This is a genomic window from Hymenobacter perfusus, assembly GCF_003944765.1.
GTDB classification, from domain to species: Bacteria; Bacteroidota; Bacteroidia; order Cytophagales; family Hymenobacteraceae; genus Hymenobacter; species Hymenobacter perfusus.
In genome coordinates this window covers 458,638-484,773 of record NZ_RWIU01000004.1, presented here as the reverse complement: position 1 = coordinate 484,773, position 26,136 = coordinate 458,638, and the positions used below count along the sequence as shown (strand labels likewise).

The following is a 26,136-nucleotide window of genomic DNA, read 5'->3' as shown; positions in this document are numbered from 1 at the left end:
TTAGAATCTAGTAACTATCATTTACTTCTTATCCCAGGTCATGGGCACGCGGCTTTCAGTGCCGGCGCGCAGGCGCTGAGTGGTGGCGCGACGGGGGTAGATGAGCAGCCCTGCCGCCGCTTTAAAAATTAAGCAAATCCTTGACTACGCGTGACACCCGGGGCAAGAAGTAGTACTTTCTGCCGTCGCGCACTTCCACCACATATAGATTGATGAAAACGCTGTGCGTGGAGTTAATGGCCGCGCGTGGATACATCAAGTCTTTGCCGTAACGCCTAACTATTACCTCTTCATCAGTTAGGAACACGAAATGCAGCAGGTAGCTGACTGCTGCTGCGAGCAGAAACAGCACTGCCAGAGAGGCGACTATGGGCACATACACTTCAGCCGGAAACTTCTCCCACCGCACCAGCAGGGTTACAGCAAGAATGGCCAGGAGCAACATAACAGGCACTCCATATTTAGGCCAGTACGTCAGCCGGGTGTGCTGCCTTTTTCGAATGCTCGTCACTTTCAATAGTGTTAACTTGTTACGTTCTAAATTTTTATTCCATATGCGTTTCACCTACTGCTTCTGCTACTGTGGAGCAGCAATCATAACGCCTATGCCCACGGCGGCCCCGATTGGGTATATACAACGCTGGCAATTGGGCCTTACGTAGTGGCCGCATTAGGACTAGGGTTGGTAGCATTCTTAGGTTACAACCTGTACAGATACCTCAAAGAAGATTGATAAAACAATAAGTACTTCAGATTTATCTACTCACTTCTTATCCCAGGGCATGGGCACGCGGCTTTCGGTGCCAGCGCGGAGGCGGCCGATGTTGGCGCGGTGGGTGTAGATGAGCAGCCCGGCCACCACGAAGCCGAACCACAGCAGCAGCTGGTTATCGGGCCGGAACGGGGGCAGCAGCTGGAGCAGTGCAAATACTACTCCGGCCGTCATGCTGCTCAAGGACACGTAGCGCGACACCAGCAACACCCCGATAAACACCAGAATGCACACGCCCACGGTAGCCGGGGCAATGGCCAGCATAACGCCCAGAATGGTGGCTACGCCCTTGCCGCCCCGGAACCCGGCCCAGATGGGGTAAATGTGGCCCACCACCGCCAGCACCCCGCAGGCCAGTTGGTAGTACAGCAGCTGCGAGGGCAGGATGGCGCCCTGGTTCAACATCACCATTGCCAACGAGGTAGCCACCCAGCCCTTGAGCACATCCACGGCCATGACGAAGGAACCCGGCTTCTTGCCCAGCACCCGGAAGGTGTTGGTGGCCCCGGAGTTGCCGGAGCCATGCTCCCGGATATCCAGCCCGAAAAATGCCCGGCCCACCCACAAAGCCGTGGGGATGGAGCCGATGAGGTAAGCGGCCACCAGCAGGCCGAGCACTAAGGGGAGATTCATGCGGGAAAAGGGTAGCGGTTCAGTCGATGGGGTAAAGATACGGAGCCGGGGCACGGGCGTTGGCAGAAACCGAAACATCGCCCCGGTCCGGCGGCGGTACGCCGTCAGACCGGTTATCGGCTGCTGGTCCTGAACGACGACGCACCAACATCAGCTTGCTTCAACCGGCCCGACGGCTGAAAAAGCCGCCGGCTCGGGGCTGGCCTGACAAAAGCAAAGCCCCGGCCGAAAGTCGGCCGGGGCTTTGCTTACTCTTCGCCGAAGGGGTCGTTGGCGTCTTTCTTCTTTTTCTTCTTCGACTCCTTTTTGGGCTCTTCCGTCGGCGCGTCGGCGGGCGGAGTGGCCTCTACGGCTTCGTCTTTTTTCTTCTTCTTTTTGCCGGTGTCCTCGGCGGGAGCGGCATCGGCGGCGGGAGCCGGAGCGGCTTCTACCGGTTCGTCCTTTTTCTTCTTCTTTTTGCCGGTGGGCTCCTCCACGGGTGGGGCGGCGTTGGGGTCGGCTTCCAGGGCTTCTTCTACCGGGTCCTTCTTCTTCTTTTTCTTCTTGTTGGCATCCTGGTCAAAATCGAAGTTGCCGGTGGGCTCGGGCTGGGTGATGTTGATCTTCTTCTTGGCCGTCTCGTTCAGGTAGTCCTTGCGGAAGTGGTTGAGGAAAGTCTGCACCTCCATATCGTCGCCGAGGTAGAAGCCGTACTCGGTGGCCGTGTTGTAGTCGCCCTTGGCCTTGAGGCCGATGATTTCATCGAAGGAGCCGTGCTGGGCCTTCGCCAGCATCACGTTGTTGGAGTACTTGAGGTAGTACCACGTCTGCGGCTCGGCTTCCAGGTACAGCTCCACGGCGTCGCCGGTGCTTTCCTTCTTGATTTCGATGTAGCCGTCAATCAGGGCGTTGATGTCCTTCTTGCCCACGCTCACCAAACCAATTTTGCCCACTGAGTACCAGGCCTTGCGCTTGTCGTTCCAGCGCAGGTTCACCTGGCTCAGTACCAGCGTATGCAGGAATTTGGCCGATACCTTCTGGAGCGGCACGTAGCCGCCCTTGCGGGTGCTATAATCCTGCACCACCTTGTTGCCCACAAACTCGCCCATTTTGTAGAGCTGGGCCGGCGAGCCGGTGAGGGCCTCGGGTGCACCCTTGGCGTTGGTGGCCAGGTCGGTGCCCATAGCCTCCAGGGCCTTCTCCGGCAACACAATATCGAAGGCCAGGAAGGTATCCAGGTCGTAGAGGTTGCTGTCGGGTTTGGCGGTGCCCAGGCCGGCGGCGGTGAGGGTGTAGTCTTTGTTGGAGTTGATAAGGTTGAGCTTACCCCGGAAATTCAGCTGGCCCGTAGAGTCCTGCACGCTCATCACCGCGCCCTCGTACACGTCGGGGTCGGCGGGGTCGTGCTGACTAATGGCATACACCCGGCTCTTGGGGTTGTAGCGCAGCGTACCATCCACCTCGAACAGGTTCATATCCGTCACGCCGGGCTTGGGAGCTACAAACAGCGGGTAGATCTTGTTGGTGGCATCGGCCATGAACAGGCCCGAGAGCATGGGCGTGCCGTCCTCGGTTTTGGGCTTGTTGAGCTTGATGCGGATGGCCTTGGGGTCGATGGTATCCTGCACCGCAAACCACTCGGAAGCGGCGGCCGACTTCACGAAGTTCAGCTTGGCCTGTCCGTCGAAGGTGAAACCCTTCTTCTGGGAGTTCATGGTGATGCCGCCCCGATACCCGATGCGGGGCGCGAGGTTGAACTTGTCGGTGGCGGCCAGGGTGGCCACGGCCAGCGTGGGCGGCGAGGGCGGAGTTTCCGTCTCGTCGCCGGCGGGGCTGCGCTTCAGCAGGCCCTTCGCCACGCCACCTTTGCGGCCCACCGAGGCCATAGCCATAGCCGTGGAATCGACATGGAAGTTGGCAAACTTGATGGCGAAGGAGTCGGCGGTGGTTTTGTAGTTATAGAGGGCGTTGCCGCTGAACGCCGTGCGCGAGAGCACCCGAATTTCACCCTTGTACAGGTTGTGGTACTTGCGCAGCGTGTCCATCACGATGCCCGCGTTCTGGAAGGCGCGCATCTCGGCGTTGGGCAGAATGTATACCTTGCTGGAGTCAGGCATAATCCAGGCATCGGCCGAGGAAATGCGCGGCACGCCGCCTGCTACCAGCCGGTAGCGGCTCAGGTCGTACTGGCCGGTAGCGGCCTGGAACTTGAGGCCGCGCTGCTCGGGCTTGGTGCTGTAAAAGAACGAGCGGGACGAATCGGCCCCGGGGGCCAGCCGCAGCTGCACCAGCTTCGTCTTGAAATCCCACTTCCCGCCCGACAGCGTGGTGCGGTACTGCGAGTACGGCAGTTCGATGCTGGATTTGCTGTCGTCCGACTCGCGGGCAAATTCGGTGCTGCCCGCTTTCAGGTCGTAGGTGAAGTTCACGTTATTGGCCGTGAGGGCCGGCTTGTTCACCTCCGCCGATTTGATATTGAGCGTGGACCTGGAGCCCGTGTAGCGCGTGGGCTTGAACACGAACGAGGTGGAGCGGATAAACGACTGCGGACCGTCCATACGGCCGTCGCCCAGCAGGCCGCCGGGCGTGTAGGTGAGCGTGCCCTTGAAGCCGTAGGTAGTGTCGTACACCTTAAACGCCTCGCCCTTGTCCTGAGTAGTCAGGTACATGGAGTCCTGCTTCACGGCCCATTTCATCTGGTAGCCGGGCAGGAAGTTCACCTTGGCAAACTCCGTCCCGTTGAGCGGACCGGGCAGAATGGTGGCCGTTTTGCCCACCGTTACCACGGAGTCTTTATAGAAGATGAACTGGTCGCTCTGGAAGTCGCCGGTCAGGTACTTGATATTGCCGATACCCTGGAAGCCGTTGTTGTTCATGGCCACCTTGTTGAAAAGCCGGCCCTTGCCGCCATACAGCGGGAAGCCGTCCTTGGGCACGTTGTACACGAAGCCCAGCGAGCCGTCATCCTGCATGCTGAGCTTGGTGTTGAAGTTGGGCACAATGCCACCACTCACGAAGGTTCCCTTGAAGCCCACGGCCGCCCGGTTCTTGTTGTTGAGCGAATCCAGCTTGAAGGGCGGAATATCGAAGTACATGGTGGTATCGTAGGCACCGCCCAGCACTTCCGGCTTGTCGAAGAACACGTACGCGCCGGTGCTGGCATCGAACGACGGATACGCGCCCAGCTTTTTGCGGCCCGATTTGTTGTTGGGCGCATTGATGTAGAGGCGGCCAGCCGAGTTCTTCTTCTTGTTGGTCAGCGTCCAGTCGAGGTCCTTGCGGGCCTTCATCACCGAGCCTTTCGAGCCCTTGCCCTTCACGATGATGGAGTCAATCTTGACCAGGTCAATGTAGAAGCCGTCGTAATCGAACTTGAACTCCTTGCCTTTAAAGATAAAAGCCGAGGCCACCACCGTGCCGTTGAACTGCACGCCCCGGTTTTTCTGGATGCGGATGATGCTGGAATCGGGCTTCACGAACACCGTCACGGAGTCATCAGAGAAGTTGAAGCGGTCCACGCCCCGCACAATCAGGTCGTTGGTGTTCAGGTCGAGCGTGGCATTTTTGCCGTTCGGGGCTAGGCTTTTGATGGCAATGTGGTCGTAGTCCTTCTTGCCGCGCGAGGAATTTACGTAGTGCAGGGCCTTGGGCAGCAGGACAATCTGCTCCGTCTGCGGGTACCAGGCCACGTACCCGTCGCGGGCCAGGCCGGCCACGGCCGAGCGGACGTTATCGGGCTTGAGCTTGCGGAAGGTGGCCACGTCCTGCACCGTGAACAGGCGCTTATTGCCGTTTTCCATGCTGTAGCCTACCACCATCTGCAGCGGGTGCAGCTTGTTGATGGCCTTAATCTGCTGGTAACGGGTGTTGGTGTAGAACTCCTTCGACTCGAAGTTGGCCGTCACCTGGTTTTTGGCGGTCAGGATGCTGAAGTCGATGTAGGGCGTGCGCACGGGCCAGGTCAGCAGCTCGGTGGCCACCTCCATCTGGTGGTAGGAGTCGTAGTACGGCGTCGATTTGTAGAGGCCGGCCTCGCGGGTCAGCTGCAGAATCTGCTTGTTCTTGTTGTACTTGAGCTGCACGCCGGGGTGCGTGAGCGAGTCCTGCTTATCCTGAAAAATGGACACCTGCGCGTGCTGGGCCGTGATGAGCGAGTCGCCGAGCACGTAGGCCCGGGATGAGGCCCGGAACTTAGGCTTGCCGTCCACATCCACAATGATGCGCGACAACGCCCCGTCCAAAGAAGCCGACAGCGCCCGGTTACCCGTGAGCGAGAACCCCCCGAAGTAGCGGATGTTGTCGCCGATATTCTTGACGCGGGCGTCGTTGGTGTTGGAGATGAAGCGCGGATAGGCCGTGTCTTTCACACCGGGCTTGCGCTGCACGCTCTTGTAAGCAAACCAGCCCTTGATGGGCGTTTCTAGCACAGCCACGTAGGTCAGCGTGACCGGGTTGGCCACAAACTCCGACTTCGCCAAATCGAAGTCGTAGCTGGCGAGGGCCACCGAGGCGGGGTTGCCATTCACCTGCCAAGCAAACTCGCCGCCGTAGCCCACAAACCGGTTGGTAGTGCCCACCACCGCGCCGCTGGTCTTGCGGATGTACACCGAGTCGGAAGGCGAAGCTAGGAACAGGTCGGCGTCCTTGAGCAGAATAACCGGCCCACGCGTAGGCGGCGTCAGGTAAGTGTCGTAGGAAGGCTGCGCCGTGGCATCCCAGCCGGAGTCGGCGGGTTTGGCGGCAGTGCCAGCCGGCTTTTTGGCGCTGCCGCCCCAGCCGTCATCGGCACTGGCCCAGGGGTCCTCGTTGCCCCAGCCACTGCTTTTCTTGGTGTTAATGGGCTTGGATGTGGTAGCCACCGGCGTAGTGGGCGCAGCCGGCGCAGGAGCCGGCGGGGCCATCGGGGGCATGTCCTGCTTGTTGTAGGCAAAGCTGAACGAGCCGCCCACTACCTGCAACGAGCTATAGCGGGAGCGGTGCAGAAATTTGGTGTCCAGAAACAGAGCCGCGCTGGCCAGAAACTTCTCGGCGTCGGCGGGCTGCTCCTTTTCCAGGGTTTTGCCCGTCACGTCCAGAAACTCCGTCATCTGCTGCTCCGTGAAGTTCTGCACCAGCACGCCGGCCGCAATGGCCGTGTAGAACTGCTCGAAGTGGGGCTTGGGCCGAAACTTGCGCCCCAGCATGTACTGGCTCAGGGAAATGATGTATCCCTGCTGCACGCTCGTGAGCTTATTGGTAGCCCAGGCCTGCTGCAACCGCGTGCCAGCCGTTTTGGCCGCCGCGTTGTTGGTAGTCGCCATCATCGACTGCACATCCACCAGAAACTGCGCGGGCTCAGAACTGAGCTTACCGGCAAATTTGGGAAGAGCCGGAGCCGCCGGGGCCGTACCGGGTTTGGTAGCCTGGGGCTTTTGCTGGGCCCAGGCCGGCGCACTCAGCCCCATACCCAACACCAGCGCGCAAACCCATCTAAAAGCAAAGTGCTTCATATAATTCTTTCGCAGAAACCTGATTACTCGCCTACAATTTCAGGAAAAGCCGGCACTTTCCGAGGTCTTTGGATACCGGCCTCCTCACAATCATACTCCGCCCGGCTTTCGTTCAATTCTGAGTAGCAGCCGGTTTGCCCCGAAAACAGTGCAGCCTGGGCTAGATAGCCCAGGCTGCACGGCACGCCTCAAAATCCGGACCAGGCCGCTAGGCCGGCTGCCGGAACACGGCCGATACCCAGTGGTTCTGCACCAGGTGACTTTCATATAGAAAGCCGGCTTTTTCGGCAGCTTCGCGAATGAGGGGCAGGTCGTCCTCGTAGAAGCCGCTGAACAGGATGGGGCCACCGGGCCGGAGGTACTGCGCGTAGGCACCCATATCCTCCAGCAGCACGTTGCGGTTGATGTTGGCCAGAATCAGGTCGAAAGGCTCCTCGCCTTCCAAAGCGGTTACGTCGCCAAGGCGTGCCTCCACCTGGTCCTGCACGTTGTTTTCGGCGGCATTATCGGCGGCGTTTTCGGCGGTCCAGGGCTCCACGTCCACGGCCAGCACGTAGCTCGCGCCCAACTGCACGGCCATCACGGCCAGAATACCGGTGCCGCAGCCCATATCCAATACCCGCTTGCCCTGGTGGTCGATGCGGAGCTGGTTGGTAATCATCAGGGCCGTGGTATCGTGGTGGCCGGTGCCGAAGGACATGCGCGGCATAATCACGATTTCGTGCTTCAGATCGGGCCGGGCCTCGTGGAAAGGCGCGCGCACCGATACCTGATCGGCAATGACCAGGGGCTGGAAGTTCTTTTCCCACTCGGCGTTCCAGTTCTGGCGGGTAATCACGCGGTGCGAGAACTCCAGCTCGCCCAGGCCCTCGTAGCGGCTCATGATTTCGGCTACGCTATCGGCTGAGAACTGGTCCTCATCAATGTAGGCGCAGAAGCCTTCGTCGTTGTCTTCGAAGGTATTGTAGCCGACTTCGGCCAGCTCGGCCACCAGTATGTCGCTCAGCTCGCGGGGAGCCTGTACGCGCAGTTCAACGTAATCCATCAGTTGTTCGGTAAAAAGGCAAATCGGGAAAGCCGGCTGAACCGGGCAGGCAAAGTTCGGCCAAAAAACCGGCTTACCCATCCCAAATGCCAGCTAGACCTTTCCTGCATCAGACTATTTTAATATAAAAATATCTTTATTTGAGCAACCAAGTCCACTCCCCTCCTATGAAACGCACACTGCGCTACCTCTCCCTGGCTTTCGCCATTACTGCCACGCTTTCCGCCTGCGGCAGCAAGGACAAAGCCGAAGAAACCACCACCGAAACCCAAACCGTTACCACCAGCACTGCGGCTCCGGCCGCTACGGAAACGCCTGAGGCCACGCCTGCTACCGCTCCGGCGGCCACCTTCGATATCAATACCGTACCCGTTACAGCAGCCAATCTGGGCGGCTTTCCTTACCTGAGCGCGCTGAAGGGCTACGAAGTCAATACCAGCAACAGCGAGGACTACGACTTCGAAATGGCTTACGTGTATGATGGCAAGAACCTGGTGCCGATAGAAGGCAAAGTGTCGCAGCGGCTATTTGATGAGAGCAGCGGCGAGAAAAAAGCTTCTGAGCTGATGATTCAGCGTAACTATGAAACGCTGCTAACCGGGCTGGGGGCAGTGAAGGTGTTTGCCGGCAAAGTACCCCAGGAAGCTATTGACAAAATCGGCTCGGATGCGGTGTACAAGCACGGCAAATGGAGCGTGAGCACCGACCACGAAACCAGCACCTACGTTATCCGGCAAAAGGATAAGGAAGTATGGGCGCAGGTAACGCCGCTGGGCAGCGACGGGGACTATAACCTCACCGTGACGGAGCGCGCCGCCATGCCGCAACAGGCCACGGTGCTACCGGCCGAAGAGTTAAAAAAAAACTAGATACGGAAGGCCACATAGCCCTCTACCTCAACTTCGACACGGATAAAGCCACCCTCCGGCCCGAGTCGGCGGGCACGATGGCGGAGGTCCTGAAGCTGTTGCAGCAAAACCCGCAGCTGCGCCTAGCCGTGCAGGGCCACACCGATAACGTGGGCACCCCAGGCCGGAATCAGCAGCTTTCCGATGACCGCGCCGCTACGGTGGTTGCCGAGCTTACCAAAGCAGGGGTTGCCGGCAGTCGCCTCCAGCCCGCCGGGTTCGGCCAGACCAAACCACTAGCCGACAACACCACGGAAGCAGGACGGGCCAAAAACCGCCGGGTGGAGCTGGTGAAGCTGTAACTGTTACAGCAGTGAGGTATAAAAAGTGAGCGGTGAGACGCTCGTTCTGTTGGCCCAACTGGGTTTCAGAACGAGCGTCTCACCGCTCACTTTTTATACCTCACTGCTAACTTACTGCTTCCGGCAGCCAGCGTAGCTGCGCACTTTGGTATAGTGAATGGAGAAGTCGGCCAGGTTGCGGTTGTCCGTCACGAACAGCGCGTAATCGGCGAAGTGGGGCGAATCGGCCAGATACCAGAGGCCAGCTTTGTCGGCAAATAGCTTGTTGGTTTCCGGGTAGATGAGCACGTCGGCAAAGGCTTCCTCCGGCTCCAGATACACCACCCCGAAACACTGGCTCTTGCGGCGCGGGTCGGTTTCCAGGAAGACGGAACCGAAGATCCGGCACCCATCCACGGAAACCGCCACGGCCGGAGCCGCCAGCGGCACGCGGGGCGCGGAGGCAAACGGGTTGAGGGCCAGCAGGCCGGAGAGAAGCAGCGTTGGGAGCATGGAGGCGGAATGGTAGAAGTGAGAGCTGAGAGCCAAGAGGTGAGAAGCAAAAATGTGGCCGACTACTTCTCAATTCTAAGCTCTCGGTTCTAAACGCTCACTTCTATACTTAGAACGACTTGATGATTTCCGTGAAGTCGCGGGACTTGAGGGCGGCACCGCCGATAAGGCCGCCGTCGACGTCGGGCTGGCTGAACAGCTCGCGGGCGTTCTGGGCGTTGGCCGAACCACCGTAGAGGATGCTGGTGTTCAGGGCCGCCTCGGCGTCGTAGGCGCGGGCAATCTGCTCCCTGATGAAGGCGTGTACTTCCTGGGCCTGGGCGCTGGTAGCCGTTCTGCCGGTCCCGATGGCCCAGATGGGCTCGTAGGCAATAACTACCTGGTCGAACTCCTCATTGCTGAGGTGAAACAGGCCGTCTTTCAGCTGCTTCTCCAAGTACTTGAAAGTTTCGTCAGCCTCGCGGGTTTCCAAGGTTTCGCCCACGCAGAAGATAGGCTTGAGGCCGGCGGCCAGCGCGGCTTTCAGCTTCTGGCTCAGCAGCTCGTCGTCCTCGCGGAAATACTGGCGACGCTCCGAGTGACCCAGAATCACGTACTCCACGCCCACCGACTGCAGCATCTTAGCCGATACTTCGCCGGTAAACGCGCCGCTTTCCTTCTGGTGGCAGTTCTGTGCGCCCAAGTGGAACCGGCCGCCCTCGGGCAGCTGCTTGCCCACGGCCGACAGGAACGGGAACGGCGGGCACACCACCACCTCTACCGAGGAGCCGGTTACTTCGTCCTGCACCATGTGTACGATTTCGGAAATCAGGGCCTGGGCATCCTGGAGAGTGGTATTCATCTTCCAGTTGCCAGCGACAATATTCTTACGCATTGCGGAAAGGGTTGAGGTTGGGAGTTGGCCCGCAAGTTAGGGGAATGCGGGGTAGTGGTTCCGGTCCGGCGGCTGCAAGCCGTCGGGCCGGTCGTCGTCCGGTTCGTCAGCACAACGGCGTAGCAACGTCAGCTTGCGGCAACCAGCCCGACGGCTTGCAGCCGCCGGACCGGAGCGTTCTACTTCGCTTCTCTCCTGCCCCACCATACCAACCCCAGCGCCGCCACGGCCACCAGCGCGGCCGCCGCCAGGGCCATCCAGGCCAGTACCAGCGTATCGGCATCAGCCCGGCGGGCGGCCCAGATGCCTACCAAGCCCCAGGTAACGGCCGCCGGATAAGCCAGCTCCCGGAACCGCTTGGTAACATTCAGCGCCAGCCCGGCCACGATGCCTACCATGATAATGGCCAGTTCTGCGCCCTTGGCCTCACTTACCTGCCAGCGGGTTCCCAGGGCCACGGTGGCATTCACCACCAGCGCCACCGAAATCCAGCCCAGGTATAGTCCGAAGGGAATGTTAACCCAGGCCGGCGCCTCGCCCCGAGCGGCAAAATGCCGCACGCGGCCGTACACTACTGCCAGCCCGGCCAGGATGCCCAGCATCACCACCACGCTCAGCGGCAGCAGCTCGTAGGCGAATACTACCAGCCACAGCCCGGTCAGCAGGTTTACCAGCACCAGCGGCCGGGCCACGGCATCGGGCAGGGGGTGGCGACGCTGGGCCGGCAGCAGCTGCCACACGGCGTACACCAGCAGACTCAGGAATATCACGCCCCAGATGCTGAAGGCGTAGCCGGCCGGCGTGAGCGGCGTGGGGTATTTGCCGGAAACCACTGCGTTGGTCTGCCCATTGAAAGGAAACCGCTGCGACACGTAGTTCAGGGCAATATTGCCCACAATGGCTGCCGAAGCCGCCCAACGCCAGGCCCGGCTTTCCGTGGGAGCCGTCAGCGCCTCAAAGGCGGCGGTAGAAGTAGAAGTGTTCATAGGACGAATATGCTCCTAAAACTGTCATTCCGAGCGAAGCGAGGAATCTGGGTTACCCACTTGGGGACCGACTCAGATTCTTCGCTCCGCTCGGAATGACAGTTTTAGCGCCGTTGCACCGGTCCGGCGGCTGCAAGCCGTCGGGCCGGTTACCGCAAGCTGACGCTATTACGTTGTCGTGCTGACGAGCCTTACGACAACCGGCCCGACGGCTTGCAGCCGCCGGACCGGTGCGTCATTCACGAAACGGCTGTACGCATTGATCTTTTTACAGCTTCTCGGCCAGGAAGCGGGCGGTGTGGTTGGTGTCCTTGTGCTTGATCATATCCTCGGGGGTTCCTTCGAAGAGCAGGTGGCCGCCGTTGGTGCCGCCCTCGGGGCCGAGGTCGATGAGCCAGTCGGCGCACTTGATGATGTCCATGTTGTGCTCGATGATGAGTACCGAGTTGCCCTGCTCCACCAGCGCGTTGAGGGCCGTCATCAGCTTGTTGATGTCGTGGAAGTGCAGGCCGGTGCTGGGCTCGTCGAAGATGAACAGGATTTTATCGTTCTGCAGGGTGTTGCCCTTGGTCAGGAACGAGGCCAGCTTCACGCGCTGCGCCTCCCCGCCCGACAGCGTGTTGGCCGACTGCCCCAGACGGATGTAGCCCAGCCCCACGTCATCCAGCGGCTTGAGGCGCTCCACGATTTTGGGCTGGTCCTTGAAGAAGGTGATGCTGTCCTCGATGGTCATGTCGAGCACGTCGTTGATGGCCTTGTCCTGGAATTTCACGTCCAGCACGTCCTGCTTGAACTTGCGGCCCTCGCAGGCTTCGCAGGTCAGGTAGATATCGGCCATGAACTGCATTTCAATCTTCACCTGGCCTTCGCCCTGGCACACCTCGCAGCGGCCCCCGTCGATGTTGAACGAGAAGTGCGAGGGTTTAAAGCCCCGGGCCTTGGCCAGCGGCTGATCGGCAAACAGGGTCCGGATGGCGTCGTAGGCCTTTACATAGGTGACGGGGTTGGAGCGGCTGCTCTTGCCGATAGGGTTCTGGTCCACGAACTCCACGTGCGTTACCTGCCCGTTCACGCCGGTGAGGCGGTCGAACTTGCCGGTGGCTTCGCCCGCGCCGCCGCCCAGCTGCTTGAGCAGGGCCGGTGCCAGAATCCGCTTCACCAAGGTGCTTTTGCCGGAGCCCGATACGCCCGTCACTACCGTCATCACGTTCAGCGGAAACTTCACCGATACGTTTTTGAGGTTGTTTTCGCGGGCGCCGGTCAGTTCCAGGGCGTTGCGCCAGGGGCGGCGGGTTTTGGGCACTTCCACCGCCATGCGGCCGCTCAGGTACTGGCCGGTGTAGGTATCGGAGGTCAGGACCTCGGCGTAAGTGCCCTGGAACTGCAGGATACCGCCGCCGCTGCCGGCCTCGGGCCCGATGTCGATGATCTGGTCGGCCTGCTCCATCATCTTGTCCTCGTGCTCCACCACAATTACGGTGTTGCCAAGCTGCTGCAAGGAGCGCAGCACGCCAATCAGCTGCTCGGCATCCTTGGGGTGCAGGCCGATGCTGGGCTCATCCAGAATGTACATGGAGCCCACCAGCGCCGAACCCAGGGAGGTAGCCAACGAAATCCGCTGGCTTTCCCCGCCCGACAGCGTGCTGCTGAGGCGGTTGAGCGTGAGGTAGCCCAGACCCACGCGGTTCAGGTACTCCAGGCGGTTGGTAACTTCCGTCACGAGGCGCTCGGCTACTTTGGCTTCGTGCTCGGGCAGGTCGAGGGTCTGGAAAAACTCCAGGGCCCGGCTCACCGGCAGCAGCACGATATCGGTGATGCTCTGGCCCTGGATTTTGACGTACTGGGCGTCTTTGCGCAGGCGGGTGCCCCGGCAGTCGGGGCAGGTGGTGCGGCCCCGGTAGCGGCTTTGCAGCACGCGGTACTGGATTTTGTGGGTCTGCTCACTCACCCACTTGAAGTAGGTATCGAGGCCCTCAAAGTACTTGTTGCCCTTCCAGAGCAGAGTGCGCTCGGCTTCGCTCAGTTCGTTGTATGGCCGGTGAATAGGGAAATCGAAGCGGATGCCGTTCTTGAGCAGCGGCTTCAGCCACTCGCTCTGCTTATCGGTGCGCCAGGGGGCAATGGCGCCCTCGTACACCGTCATGCTCTTGTCCGGAATCACCAGGTCCTCGTCAATGCCCAGCACCGAGCCGAACCCTTCGCAGGTCTGGCAGGCGCCGTATGGGTTGTTGAAAGAGAAGAAGTTGACGCTCGGCTCCTCAAACACCACCTCGTCCAGTTCGAACCGGTCGGAGAACTGTTTGGTGGTGGGTTCTGTGGCGGTGCTGGCCTGCTCGCTAACCAGCAAGCTGCCGTGGCCCTCGAAGAAGGCGGTTTGCACGGAATCGGCGAGGCGGAAGGTCAGGTCTTCGTCGCCGGGGATGATGACGGCGCGGTCAATCATGATGAAGACTTCGCCTTTCACTTCGGGCTGGCCTTCGGCAATGAGCTCCTCGATGAAGGCGGTTTCGCCGTTTACCACCACGCGGCTGTAGCCTTTCTGGAGCAGCAGATCCAGCTCCTTGCTCATGGGGCGGCCGTCCTGGGCGGGCTGCAAGGGGGCCAGCAGCATCACGCGGGTATCGGCGGGCAGGCGCATGAGGTAGTCCACCACGTCGGCCACGTTGTCCTTTTTCACCTGCTCGCCGCTCACGGGCGAGTAGGTGCGGCCCACCCGCGCAAACAGCAGCTTCAGGTAGTCGTAGATTTCGGTGCTGGTGCCCACGGTGGAGCGGTTGTTCTTGATGCTGACCTTCTGCTCGATGGCAATGGCCGGCGAGATGCCCCGGATGTAGTCCACGTCGGGCTTGTCCATGCGGCCCAGGAACTGGCGGGCGTAGCTGCTGAGGCTCTCCACGTACATGCGCTGGCCCTCGGCGTACAGCGTATCAAACGCCAGACTCGACTTGCCCGAGCCCGACAGGCCCGTGACCACAATGAACTTGTTGCGCGGCAGGGCCACGCTCAGGTTCTTGAGGTTGTGGACGCGGGCGTTTTTGATGAGGATAAACTCGCGCGGGTCGAGCTGGTCAATGGGGTCGGCCGCGGGGGCGGCTACTTGCAGAGCGGAATTGTCGGCCATAGGTCGGTAAACAGCAAGCGGGCCGGGTTTGGTTTCGGCCCGGTTCAGTTTGGGGTAGGCGAAGGTACGGCGGGGGCGGCTGGGTTGCTTTACGCGGGGTTTGGAATGATATAAGGTAGCGTACATGGTAGTGCAAAATGCAGGTTAGTGTTACTATCTTGCGTACTAAGACATGACGCCGATATTCGCACTCGTACCGATGAATCGGCACGAATAATAAAAATCAGAATGGATAAGCATTGGGACGCTTTCATTTCGCATGCCTCAGAAGACAAAAGCACTATAGTCAGGCAGTTAGCAGAGATTTTAGAAAAAATAGGTATAAAAATATGGTATGATGAATTCTCTCTCAAAGTAGGTGATAGTCTTTCTGAATCAATAGACAATGGCTTAATTAAATCTAAATTTGGCATTGTTATTATATCCAAAGACTTTTTAAAAAAGAAATGGACAGATTATGAATATAGATCATTGCTTTCTAAAGAAGACAAGGGGAAAAAGATAATACTTCCTATCTGGCATAATATAACCAGCGAGGAGATAAGGGATTTTTCATTATATCTTCACGATAAGTTTGCACTGAATACTTCAACAATGTCTATCAATAAATTAGCACTAACCCTAACAGAACAGATAAGGCCAGATATATATCAAAACATAAAAGGCTATTTTTTATTTAAAAAAATTTTAGAAAAAAGCGTCAAATCCACAGCAAAGTTAAGCGAATTAAAACCACAGAAGAAGCCCCTTAGCAAATTATCAAAAGGATTAGAGGTAAGAGCAAGAAATATACATTTCGGAGTAGGGCAAGTTATAGAATGCAATATTGATGAATCAATATATAATTACGAGCTTGATTTACGACCAGAAAGAGAAATACAAACTTGGGAAATAATAAATCTTTGCTATTTGGAATTTACAGACAAATACAAAATTAAAAATACAGAATTAAAAAAATCAATAATATATACGTTGATTAATTTTTCTCTTGGACAGCTGATTGAATATAAAAATATCACAATAGAACAGCAGACAGAGTTATATGAATTATGGAAAAAATATTTTTATGATTACTAATCTAATCCAACTGGCGCGAGTTTAGCGTAGCGTAACTCGTGACCAGCCTATGACGTGGAGGCTGCGCCTCCACTGCCGCAACGCGGCAAACCAACACCGCGCCGGCCGGGCAGGTGGTTCTGGCGGGCGAGTTGAAAACTCGCGTCATAGGCTGACACGAGTTACGCTGCGCTAAACTCGCGCCAGGTACGGGGCCAGATACGGGACGTTCAGGGCGGGCAGGTACCGTCACCCCGAACGACAACCGCGCCATTACCCCCACCCCGCCCCCAACCCCACCCAACACCGCGCCCACCCCAGCGTAAGCGGCCGGCCCCGCCCCCGTAGCCCGCCGCGCCCTGCCCGAAACCCCGGCCCCCACGCCCGAAACGGTGCAAATAGCTGTTGAAAGACCTTCGGTTGCTGTTGGAAGACCTTCGGATGCAGTGGGCGGAGCTTTGGGTACGGTGGGCGGAGCTTCGGGTGGTGTTGCGGAACCTTCGGGTAGGGTGGGCGGACTTTCGGAGGCGGTGGGCGGAGCTTCGGGGGCGGTGGCTGGAACTTCGGGGAGGGTGGTTGCGGCAGGCCCTACTATTTAGTAGTTTACCCGCCGCCGGAGTCACGCTGGCTTCGGACTATTCTATCCCTTTTTCCGCTTATCAGTATGCTTGACAAAACCCCGATTGCCGAGTACCCCTCTACCCAGGCCGCGCTGTGGCAGCGAAGCCTGGACCTGCAAACGGCCCTGACCCGCGACGCGGCGCTGCTGGCCAGCCGGGGCATCACGGCCGCCCGCATTCAACAATTTATCGACGACACCGCCGAGTTCGGGGAAATGGACCCCGATACGGTGGTGCAACAGGAAGGGGCTACCGTGACGGCCGAGAAAGAGGCCGTGCGCACCGCCCTGGAAACGGCTATGCAGGAGGCGCTGGGCATCATCGGGGCGCAGGACCCGCCCCGCACGGCCCGCTACAAGCGGTTCGGGGCCAGCAACGTGGAGAACCTCTCCGACGCCAAGCTGCACCTGGCGGCTACCATGCTGGTGAAGCAGGGCCGCAAGTACCTGGCGGAATACGCGGGTGTGGGCCTCACGGAGGCCATGCTGGCGGCCATCGAAAGCCAGAACGCCGACTTCGTGGAGAGCCTCACCGACCGCAAGGAGGCCGAAAGCACCCGCACCGGGGCCACCCGGGCGCGCATCCTGTTTGCCAACGGCCTCTACCAGCAGCTGGTGCGGCTCTGCGCCGCCGGCGAAGCCTACTGGAAACTCACCGATGCCACCAAAGCGGCCGAATACGTGGTGGATGCCGGCCCCAGGCTTCAGCCCCTGCCCACGCCGTCGGGGCCCAGCTAGGCCGGTGCGGCCACGCTGCGTTTCACTATTTCAGGCCCGCTGTGCGCTGCACGGCGGGCTTATTGCTGTATTTGCCTGAAGCGGGTAGAGACGCATCGGTACCTCAACCGCGCAAATGCGCGTAGCACAGTGGCCGAAGTGTGCGCCTCATTCGGCACAGCCGAGCAAGGGCGGCAGCGGGTAGGCAGTGCCCGGGAAAAGCGTACGACTGGCGTATGGGCCGTCATACCGGAGCTGCTGGTGTGGAGTCAGTAGGTTCTACCGGTCCCGGATGTTCTTCCCTTCTTCCGGCCAACTAATCCGCCAAACCTGTAACATTGCGCATCCACTATTCACGCCGGATGCACATGGCAGAAGCTGACGACACCCTGGGGCGCAAAATCCTGGGCTTTTTCCTCAAGGATGAACCCACCACGCCGGGCCAACCGGCCGCCGGTAGCCCCGCGCCCCCGGCCGGCGTGGCTCCGGTTCGCGCACCCCTCCCGCCCGGCACCATCGACCCGCGCTTTGCCGAGCACTTTGCCAACGTGCTGGCCAAACACAACCTGCCCGGCCCCGATTACTTTGAGTTTCGGGAGGCGCTGCGGGGGCTGGCGGGGCTGGAGCTGAGCGAGAGTAAGCAGTTTCAGGCGGCCTGGGCCAGCTTCAAGGCGCTGGGCGGCTCAGCGGATGTAAACCAGCTCAGCAGCACCGCCAACCAGTACCTCACCACCCTGAGCCAGGACCGGGAGGCGTTCGGTAAGAGCGTGGAAGCCGCCATTGCGGAGCGCGTGGGCGGCCTCCAGACCGAGCAGCAGCAGCTGCAGACCGAAAACGAGGCCCTGGCCCGGCAGCTCACCGAAATTCAGCAGAAGATGGCCGCCAATACCGAGCGGCTCACGGCCATCGGGGGCGAAATAACGGAGCAGAGCGGCAAGCTGCAGCAGAACCGCCAGAACTACGAGGCCACTTACGCCCACTTCACCCAACAAATCAAGGACGACCTCACCAAAATAGCGCAGCACCTGCGGTAGGTGAAATGGTGAGATGGTGAAATGGTGAGTCTGACGTTCTGCTTGCCTGCATCATTTTACCTTTCGTAGCGTAAGGCCGCCGTGCAAACGCCCGTGGGCTCCATCTCACCGCCTCCGCGCCGCCTCAACATCAACTCACCATTTCACCACTTCACAATTTCACCTCTCATGGCAACTCCTGATTTTTCGCAGCTGGGCGGGGGGACGGACGTGGAAAAACGTTCGTTCTGGTCGCGCCCCGAGGGTATTCTGGGGCTGGTGGTGCTGGCCGGACTGGCGGGCACGGGCCTGTATTATTTCAACCAGATAGTCGAGTTCCTGATAAAAGTGGCGACCAACACGCTGCACCTGGCGTTTCTGCTGGGGGCGCTGGGCGTGGTGGTGTTCCTGGTCACGAGCCGCGACGTGCGCACGGCCACATTCTTCCTGTTCAAGACGCTGATGCGCAAAATTGCCGGGCTCGTGATTCAGCTCAACCCCATTGCCATCCTCAAAATCTACATCGACGACCTCAAGCAAAAGCGCCAGAAGATGCAGGGCCAGATTGACACGCTGGCCGGTCAGCTGGTGAAACTGAATAAGAAAATCAACGAGAACAACGCAGAAATCAAGCAGAAATTCGCGGAGGCCAACAAGGCCAGCACCATGCTCGACCGGCCCGGCATGAAGGAAACGGCTTCCCTGGCCACCATTGAAGGCGCCGGTTTGCAGGACATGAACCAGAAGCTGCTGCCCTTGCAGCGCAACATGCAGATGGTACTGGCCTTCATGGAAAAGGTGAACCAGAGCGCCGACTACATCATCAAGGAAACCGAAATCAAGGTGCGCCTGAAGGAAGTGGAGTACAAGATTGTGAAGGAAAGCTCCAGCGCCCTGCGCACGGCCGTGAGCATCTTCAAGGGCGACCCGGACAAGAAGTTTTACTTCGATGAGTCGATGGAATACATTCAGGATGACATGAGCCAGAAGCTAGGCGAAATGAAGCGGGCCATGGATTTATCAATGGATTTCATCAACTCCGTGGACGTGCAGAACGGCATCCTCTCCGATAAGGGCGAGGCCATGCTGGACGCCTACAACAAAGGCGAGTTCAAGCTGGTGAGCCTGGATACTAACCCCGCCAACTCGCCCACCGCCCCGCGCCCCGGGGAAACCTTCCCCGCCAAAGACGCCAACTACCGCAGCCTGCTGGACTGAGCTCTTCGGGCTATCCGGCTACAAAACTCTCTCTTCCTTCCTACTCACAGCTCAAAAACATGCAACGACTAACCTTAGCCGGCCGGCTCATTATCACGGCCATCGTGCTGGTAGCCGCGTATTTCGGCGTCCGCTACTTCCTCGGCGACAAAATGCTGAAGCCGGACTCCACCACGGCCACGCCCACCGAAGTAACCACGCCGGGCACCACCCCAACGGCGGCCGATGGCAGCCCCATCACCACGAATACCGCCGCTACAGCCGCGGCGACGGCCTTCACCTACGCGGCTCCGGCCCCCGTGAATGGCAAGCTGAAAGGCGTGGTGGAGCTGGGGGCCAGCGGCTTCAACTCGTTCATTGTGCGCATTGATGAGCAGAAGAACTGGAAGCTGGAAAAGGCGGAGTTCGGCACCAGCCTGGCCATCGAAAACATGGCTTCCGACAACGACATCCGCACGGGTCTGAAGGCTTACATTGCCAAGATGCTGGACTTCGGCGTACCCGGCCGCGACATTCAGTTCGTGGTCAGCTCGGGCGCACTGAAAGCGGAAGGAACCCAGAAAATCATCAAGGCGCTGAAAGGGCTGGGTTACGTGGTAAACACCGTAACGCCGGAGCGCGAAGGCCAGCTGGCCCTCCGTTCGGTGCTGCCCCGCGACTACGCCGACAAGTCGTTTGTAGTGGATATCGGCTCCGGCAACACAAAAATCTCCTGGCTGGAAAGCGGTACGCCAAAGGCGCTGGAAACCTACGGCGCGAAGTATTTCCAGAACGGTACCGACGACGCGGCAGTGGCTGCCGACGTGAAAGCCAAAGCCGGCCAGGTGCCAGCCGGACTGCGGAAAACCTGCTTCATCATTGGTGGCATTCCATATGAGCTGGCTAAGCAGAGCCGTAAGGGCGACGAGCGGTATACCGTTCTCAACGCCGCTGATGCCTACAAGCTCGATAACGCCAAGTCGAAAGCTGGTCAGAACATCTACCGGGCTGTGCAGGAAGCCACTGGCTGCCAGCAGTTCGTCTTCGACTGGGATGCCAACTTCACCATTGGGTTTCTGCTAAGCAAATAGACGTTTCTTCCCCCGTAAAAAGGGCCGGCAACTGTAGTTGCCGGCCCTTCTTTGTTTATCCTCCCTCCGGGTCGAGAGAGAGATAGAAGTATGTACTTGGAACACCTGTGCGGCTGGTGGGGGCTGAAATGGGCTACCTTATTTCTTTAACGCTGGCTTCACCGCCCGCTGCCACACCTCGTACCCGGCGGGCGTCATGTGCAGGCTGTCGGACACATAGAACTGCGGCTGGGGCCGGCCGTTGGCGCCCAGCAGCGGCGTGGCGGTATCCACATAGTGCAGGTATTTCGGGTGAGCCGTAATGTAGGCCCGGATGAGGCCGTTGGCTTCCTGCACTTGCGGGTAGAGCGCCCAGCGGGAGGGGCTGGGCTTGATGGCCAGAAACACCAGCGGCACTTTGGGCAGCCGCTGCTGCATCAGCTTTTCGAAAGCCAGAAACGACCGGAATACCTCCTGAGGAGTAGCTCCCGACCCGATGTCGTTGTCGCCCTCATAGAGTATCACTTGGCGCGGGTTGTAGGCCACTACCAGCTTATCGAAATAGTAAAGCGCGTCGGGGAAGCGGGAGCCACCGAAGCCCCGGTTCAGCACCGGCCGGCCCGGAAAATCCTGGCCCAGCGTTTCCCACTTGCGGATGGAGGAGCTGCCGTAGAACAGCACGGGCCTTTGGGGGGGCGGTGTAAGGCTATCCTGGCGGGTGAAAGCGCGCAGCTCGGGGGTCCATTGGCTGGGGTTGACGGGTTGCACCTGGGCCTGAGCCGTGGCGGTAGAACCGGCTACGGCCAGCAGTAGCAAACTGGCGCATAAAAAGCGGTGGAAAGCGGTAGTGAGCATCAGGCACAAAGGGATGAAAGGCGAAGAAAGCGGCCGTGACCGGCAGACAGGCGTCGGGCAAGGTCGGCAGGCAACGGCAGCAGGTTGCGTTGGTCCTCCATACGCTACGAAAACCAGTTAGCGCCAGGTTGCGGTGGGGCTTGCTTAAGCATAGCCCCCCCCGAATACTTTTCGGGCCTCTGGCGGATCGGTTTTCAAAAGTTTTTTAGGCGTTTTGATCTTCTGCGGCACGTTCTTGAACTGCCAGCGTAACCCGGGCTGGCATGTATCCGTCAAGTTTGATATTTTCATTCTCTAGTTGCCCTTACGGCAGTAAAATACCCTTGTTGACTTTCATTTTATGAAGAAATTCATACCCGTATTTTTCTTACTCGGGCTGCTATATTGGTTACCTACCAGTACCCGGGCGGCGGCCGATACGCCCACTGTGCTGAACGGCCAGTGGAAGGGCCCGCTGAAGGTTCCGGGTGGTCAGCTTGAGCTGATCATTACCATCGTTCCACTGTCAAACGGCGCGTATTATGCGGCCCTTGACGCGCCCCAACAGCGCATCAGCCGCATGCCGGCCGAAGTCACGCTGAAAGGCCTCGACCTGACCATCAGTATCGAACAGGCCGGCAGCCGGTTCGTGGGCAAAGTCAAGAACGGTGGCACGGTGCTGCAAGGCACCTGGACGCAGCCCGGCCTCACGGCTCCCCTGACGCTCACCCGAATGGCGGCCGCCAAGCAACCGGCCACCGTCGCCAAGCCCCGCCTCACCCCACCCTACCGCGAAGACGACGTGATGTTCCGGAACGTGGAAGCCAACCTGCTGCTGGCGGGTACGCTTACCACGCCGGCCGGCCCCGGCCCGTTTCCGGCCGTGGTACTCCTCTCCGATAACGGCCCCCAGAACCGCGACGTGGAGCAGCAGGATTACCGCATGTTCGGCTCCCTGGCCGATTACCTGACCCGCCGGGGCATTGCCGTGCTGCGCTTTGATGACCGGGGCGTGGGAAAGTCGCAGGGCAACCACTTCTCGACCACTACCGCCGACCTGGTGGGCGATGCGCAGGCCGCCATGGTGTACCTGCGCAGCCGCCCGCTCATCGACCAACGCTACATTGGCCTGCTGGGCCACGGCGAAGGGGCCAATGTGGCCCTGCTGGCCGCCGCCGAGCAGCAACCCGCTACCCCAGCCTTCATCGTGTCGCTCTCGGGCTACGGCGTACCCGGGCGCGACGTGATTATGCGCCAGCAGCTGGAAATTATGCGCCTGATCGGCTCCAATCCGGCCCAGGTGAAAGCCGCCCTGGAGCTGCACAAGGAAATGGTGGAAATCATCCGCCAGACGCCCAACGACAATCAGGCCCGGGGCAAAGTAGCCGCCACCCTGCGCTTTAACAACGTGGACCTCGACCCGCATATGGCCCGCGCCCGCGCCATCCAGCTCACCTCGCCCTGGTCGCGCTACTTCCTCGATTTCGACCCCACCCGTTCGTTGGCCTCGGTGAAATGCCCCGTGCTGCTACTAGGCAGCGGCAGCGACCTGCAGGTGGATCCGCAGCAGAACATGGGCCCGCTTAAGCAGGGCCTGAAGAATGCGAAAGTGAAGTCCGTGAAAATGGCAGGCATCAACCATTGGTACCAACCAGAAATGAAAGACTGGCCGCTGGTAAACGGCGAGCAGCAGCCCGTTTTCTCGCCCAAAACCCTAAACGTATTGCGCGAATGGATTTTCGCCAACACCGAGCAGCCCCAGCCCCTGCCCACTACCGGTGGAGCGGCCGAAAAAACCACCGCCACACCAAAAGCGGCCAAGAAAAACGCCAAAACCGCGCAGGCTAGTCGTTAGTCATTGCCAGAAGCCAAACGAAAGCGCCGGAGCCAGCTTCGGCGTTTTTGTTTGGTGAACTGTAGCTTCCGGCGGAACCCGTTGGTCTCGGCTGGGTTTATATGCTCCCATGCTGCACCTGCGTACCGATCTGCACGATGTCCTTTCCTTCGGGATGCTCAGCCGGCACACGCTGGAGATTCTGCGGCGCAAACACGGAGCCAGTGAGGGAGAGTTATTTTCGGCTCTGATGCAGGTGCTGCGGGAGCAGCGGACTACCCCGGATTCGGGGGAGCCAGCCCGGCAGCCGGGCCAGCTAGTGTGTGGTGCCGAGGAACACATCTGCCGGCACTGCGGCGAGATTCTGCTGCGGAAAAATGCGTTGAAGCATCTTTGGCAGGCCCACGATTTAGTAGTGCGCCATCACCCGGAAGCTCATTACACTACCGATATCCGCTTGGCTACCCTTTACCAGCAGGCACGCGCCGCCGGTACCGATGCCCAGCCGTTGCTGGCTGCCTGGGAAGCCACCCAGCAGTTCGAGCAACGCTACCTTCCGGTGCGGGCCAGTGGCCAGCGGCGCTACCTGGTGCGGCGCCGGGGCTACACCATTCTCGTGCTGGGACAGGCCTCGCTGAACGGCCGCTACCAACGCCACGACCTGAATCAGGACAACCGCCGCCACGGCTTCGTACGTTGCCTGCAGGGCACCTTTATTCTGGTTCCAATGCGCGCCTAGTCAACCGCTTTGCACAAGTTGCCGTTGGCTATTATCTATAAGTTTCAGCAAAAGCAACTTGCATAATTTCAGAAATGTGCATAAGAACAGGTTTATCCACACACTTATCCACATTCAGTTTTCGCAGGAAGGCCCTTCCTCCTTGTGCATCTATTCAGAAGGGGGCTGCGTAGGAACTGATTCCTTCACCAGCCGATCTTTATGCAAACTTCCCGCTTCTTTGTACCCGCCATCACATGCCTGCTGTTTGCTGCCTGCCAGGGCCGCGAGCAGCCCTACGGTACCGGTCCCGATAACCCGGCCGCCGACAAAGACACCGGGGCGGCAGCCACTCCCCTGGCAGGAGTCTACACCGATACGGTTCCCTGCAACGACTGCCAAGGCATTGCCACCCGCCTCACGCTCAAACCCGATAGCCTTTACGAGCTTCAGGAGGTGTATCTGGGCCGCCCCAATCCTACCAATTATCGTCGGGGACCGTGGCGGGTGCGCGGGCAGGTAGTCACGCTGGCCCCGAGCGGAAATGACCCGGTGCGCCGCTATCAGGTAGAGGCCGCCCGTAAGCTGCGGCTGCTGGATGCCGATGGCAAGCCCATGCAGGCCGACAACGCTGACTACACGCTGAACTACCAAACCGACGGCAACCTGAGCGAAACGGGTACCCGGCGCGAATTCACGGGCCGCTACACCTACTTAGCTGATGCGGCGGTTTTTGTGGAATGCGGCTCCGACAAACGCTACGCCGTGGCCCCCGCCGACCTTAACTCCGATTTGCAGCGCCAGTACGGCACCACCCGCAAGGAAGCTGGCAAGGCCGTATTTCTGCGCGTATCAGCTACCGTAAAAAGTCAAACGGCCCAAGCCGGCACTGGTACCGAGGAAGCTCTGGTAGTCGATAAAATTCTGGAAATGAAGCCTGATCCTATTTGCCCACAGGCCGTGAAATAAGACACCGGCACTCTCCTGCAACGCAACCGGCCCTGACACCACTTATGTATCAGGGCCGGTTGCGCTGCAGGGGAGCCTCATTTCAGGCTACTCTTTTTTCTCGGGTGTCATGTCCAGGCGGCGTAGTTTGTCGGCGCGCAATGCCGTAAGGCCAACTACGCCAATGGTCATAATCCCGCCGAACACCACGGAGTTGACTACGCCCAGCAGCCGGGCCGCCGCGCCCGATTCAAAGGAGCCTATTTCGTTGGAAGAGCCGATGAAAATATTGTTGACGGCTGATACGCGGCCCTTCATATGCTCCGGGGTGAAGGTATGCAGCAGGGTGGAACGCACAATTACCGACACCGAATCGAAAACCCCGGTGAGAAACAGCAGGAAGAGCGACAGCCAGAAATTGGTAGACAGCGCAAACGCAATGGTGGCCAACCCAAAGCCCGCCACCGCCCACAGCAGCTTACGGCCGGCATGACGCCGCAACGGGAAGTACGTCAGGAAAGCAGCCATCAATACCGAGCCCACCGCCGGCGCTGACTCCAGGTGGCCCAGACCGGCCGCGCCCACCTTAAGAATATCTACCGCGAATACCGGCAGCAGGGCCACGGCGCCCCCGAAAAGCACCGCAAACAGATCCAGCGAAAGAGCTGCCAGCACCAGCTGATTGTGCCAGATGAAGCGCAGCCCGCTCAGAACACTATCCCGCAGGCCCAGCTTCTCTCCTACCTGTTCCGGCAATGGCCGCGAGGCAATGGCCGCAAACTGCAGCAAAGCCAGCCCCAGCAGAACCACAACCACCGTGTAAGAATTGCCTACCCCCAGATGCGCCACCAGATACCCTCCAATGGCCGGCCCCAGCACCGAGGCGGCCTGGTAAGTGGTGCTGTTCCAAGTGACGGCATTGGCCAGCCGTTCCCGGTCGGGCAGCAGCTGGGGCATAAAGGAAAACAAGGCCGGCCCCAGAAAACCCCGCGCAATGCCGCTCACAAAGATGACACTGTAGAGCGGCATCGTATAAAAGGAATCCCGCGCCAGCAGCTGCAGCCCTTTGGGCGAGGAAAGCAGTGCCAGGGCCACCGCGCACAGCAGCAGCGTGGCCACCGAGGCAATGATAATGTTCTTCCTGCGCACTGAATCGGCTACGTGACCGGCATAGAGCGATACTCCGATGCTGGGAACAGCCTCCGCCAGCCCAATCAGACCAAGCGCCAGCGGATCATCGGTCAGCCGAAAAATCTGCCAGCTGATGACCAACCCCTGAATCCGGGTGGCAACCGTGAGGCATACCCGCGCCGAAATCAGCTTGCGAAAGTCCGGAATGTGAAGGGCGGCGTACGGGTCGTGGCGCGGGGTATCGGAAGCAGGTACTGACATGAAGCAAAAAGCCGGGAAGCAGCGGCATGGCAAAGGTAGGCCGCACCGCCCGCCCGCTAAGCTCAGCCACGGTACTTTTATAGCTTACGGGAGCCAGCTTCATAAGCCCGGCAAGCCGTTGCGGGCTGTTTAACGTA

General features: G+C 59.5%; 20 protein-coding genes. 10 read left to right on the top strand and 10 right to left on the bottom strand.

What is annotated here, in order from left to right:
- Positions 1-121: 121 nt before the first annotated feature.
- From EI293_RS14390 to prmA, 4 genes are all read right to left on the bottom strand, one after another.
- The gene (locus EI293_RS14390; protein WP_125439005.1) at positions 122-445 is read right to left on the bottom strand and encodes a hypothetical protein; all 324 of its coding nucleotides are present in this window, start codon (positions 443-445) and stop codon (positions 122-124) included.
- Positions 446-763: 318 nt separating this feature from the next.
- Entirely contained in the window at positions 764-1,405 is a 642-nt protein-coding gene (gene plsY, locus EI293_RS14385; protein ID WP_125439003.1) for a glycerol-3-phosphate 1-O-acyltransferase PlsY, read from the bottom strand.
- 248 nt (positions 1,406-1,653) lie between these two features.
- Positions 1,654-6,873: a hypothetical protein gene (locus tag EI293_RS14380; RefSeq protein ID WP_125439001.1), complete on the bottom strand. Its 5,220-nt coding sequence runs from the start codon at positions 6,871-6,873 to the stop codon at positions 1,654-1,656.
- A gap of 208 nt (positions 6,874-7,081) precedes the next feature.
- Positions 7,082-7,918, bottom strand: a complete 837-nt coding sequence (prmA, locus tag EI293_RS14375; protein WP_125438999.1) for a 50S ribosomal protein L11 methyltransferase — start codon at positions 7,916-7,918, stop codon at positions 7,082-7,084.
- A 167-nt stretch (positions 7,919-8,085) separates the two neighbouring features.
- Here prmA and EI293_RS14370 point away from each other — a divergent pair, with 167 nt between their 5' ends.
- Together EI293_RS14370 and EI293_RS14365 are read left to right on the top strand one after the other, a co-directional pair.
- A complete protein-coding gene (locus tag EI293_RS14370; protein WP_125438997.1) occupies positions 8,086-8,787 on the top strand; it encodes a hypothetical protein in 702 nt (233 codons plus the stop codon).
- Positions 8,788-8,801: 14 nt separating this feature from the next.
- Complete coding sequence (locus EI293_RS14365) at positions 8,802-9,128, top strand: OmpA family protein (protein WP_125438995.1); 327 nt, start codon at positions 8,802-8,804, stop codon at positions 9,126-9,128.
- A gap of 111 nt (positions 9,129-9,239) precedes the next feature.
- Here EI293_RS14365 and EI293_RS14360 read toward each other — a convergent pair whose 3' ends face one another.
- The 4 genes from EI293_RS14360 to uvrA form a co-directional block, all read right to left on the bottom strand.
- Positions 9,240-9,620: a DUF6150 family protein gene (locus EI293_RS14360; RefSeq protein ID WP_246010652.1), complete on the bottom strand. Its 381-nt coding sequence runs from the start codon at positions 9,618-9,620 to the stop codon at positions 9,240-9,242.
- Between the two features lie 109 nt (positions 9,621-9,729).
- On the bottom strand, positions 9,730-10,494 hold the full coding sequence (gene tpiA / locus EI293_RS14355) for a triose-phosphate isomerase (protein ID WP_125438993.1): 765 nt from the start codon (positions 10,492-10,494) through the stop codon (positions 9,730-9,732).
- Between the two features lie 179 nt (positions 10,495-10,673).
- Entirely contained in the window at positions 10,674-11,480 is an 807-nt protein-coding gene (locus tag EI293_RS14350) for a TspO/MBR family protein (protein WP_125438991.1), read from the bottom strand.
- Between the two features lie 268 nt (positions 11,481-11,748).
- Positions 11,749-14,601 (bottom strand): excinuclease ABC subunit UvrA, encoded by a 2,853-nt coding sequence (uvrA, locus tag EI293_RS14345; protein WP_125439091.1) that lies wholly within the window; start codon positions 14,599-14,601, stop codon positions 11,749-11,751.
- 228 nt (positions 14,602-14,829) lie between these two features.
- On the opposite strand from uvrA, the gene EI293_RS14340 reads away from it, so the two are divergent.
- The 5 genes from EI293_RS14340 (at position 14,830) to EI293_RS14320 (ending at position 20,294) form a co-directional block, all read left to right on the top strand.
- Positions 14,830-15,678 carry a toll/interleukin-1 receptor domain-containing protein gene (locus EI293_RS14340; RefSeq protein ID WP_125438989.1) on the top strand — a complete coding sequence of 283 codons (849 nt, stop codon included), beginning with the start codon at positions 14,830-14,832 and terminating at the stop codon, positions 15,676-15,678.
- A 643-nt stretch (positions 15,679-16,321) separates the two neighbouring features.
- Entirely contained in the window at positions 16,322-17,014 is a 693-nt protein-coding gene (locus tag EI293_RS14335; protein WP_125438987.1) for a hypothetical protein, read from the top strand.
- Positions 17,015-17,361: 347 nt separating this feature from the next.
- Complete coding sequence (locus EI293_RS14330) at positions 17,362-18,027, top strand: hypothetical protein (RefSeq protein ID WP_125438985.1); 666 nt, start codon at positions 17,362-17,364, stop codon at positions 18,025-18,027.
- A gap of 168 nt (positions 18,028-18,195) precedes the next feature.
- Positions 18,196-19,224, top strand: a complete 1,029-nt coding sequence (locus EI293_RS14325; protein ID WP_125438983.1) for a hypothetical protein — start codon at positions 18,196-18,198, stop codon at positions 19,222-19,224.
- A gap of 59 nt (positions 19,225-19,283) precedes the next feature.
- On the top strand, positions 19,284-20,294 hold the full coding sequence (locus tag EI293_RS14320; RefSeq protein ID WP_125438981.1) for an acetate and sugar kinases/Hsc70/actin family protein: 1,011 nt from the start codon (positions 19,284-19,286) through the stop codon (positions 20,292-20,294).
- Positions 20,295-20,432: 138 nt separating this feature from the next.
- Here the strand turns inward: EI293_RS14320 and EI293_RS14315 are convergent, their stop codons facing one another.
- Positions 20,433-21,128 carry an SGNH/GDSL hydrolase family protein gene (locus tag EI293_RS14315; RefSeq protein ID WP_125438979.1) on the bottom strand — a complete coding sequence of 232 codons (696 nt, stop codon included), beginning with the start codon at positions 21,126-21,128 and terminating at the stop codon, positions 20,433-20,435.
- Positions 21,129-21,468: 340 nt separating this feature from the next.
- Here EI293_RS14315 and EI293_RS14310 point away from each other — a divergent pair, with 340 nt between their 5' ends.
- The 3 genes from EI293_RS14310 (at position 21,469) to EI293_RS14300 (ending at position 24,628) form a co-directional block, all read left to right on the top strand.
- Positions 21,469-22,962 (top strand): alpha/beta hydrolase family protein, encoded by a 1,494-nt coding sequence (locus tag EI293_RS14310; protein WP_125438977.1) that lies wholly within the window; start codon positions 21,469-21,471, stop codon positions 22,960-22,962.
- A gap of 109 nt (positions 22,963-23,071) precedes the next feature.
- Positions 23,072-23,680, top strand: coding sequence for a hypothetical protein (locus EI293_RS14305; RefSeq protein ID WP_125438975.1), 609 nt, complete (start codon positions 23,072-23,074; stop codon positions 23,678-23,680).
- 201 nt (positions 23,681-23,881) lie between these two features.
- Positions 23,882-24,628 (top strand): copper resistance protein NlpE N-terminal domain-containing protein, encoded by a 747-nt coding sequence (locus EI293_RS14300; RefSeq protein WP_125438973.1) that lies wholly within the window; start codon positions 23,882-23,884, stop codon positions 24,626-24,628.
- An 87-nt stretch (positions 24,629-24,715) separates the two neighbouring features.
- On the opposite strand, the gene EI293_RS14295 is transcribed toward EI293_RS14300, so the two are convergent.
- The gene (locus EI293_RS14295) at positions 24,716-25,999 is read right to left on the bottom strand and encodes an MFS transporter (protein ID WP_125438971.1); all 1,284 of its coding nucleotides are present in this window, start codon (positions 25,997-25,999) and stop codon (positions 24,716-24,718) included.
- Positions 26,000-26,136: the final 137 nt, after the last annotated feature.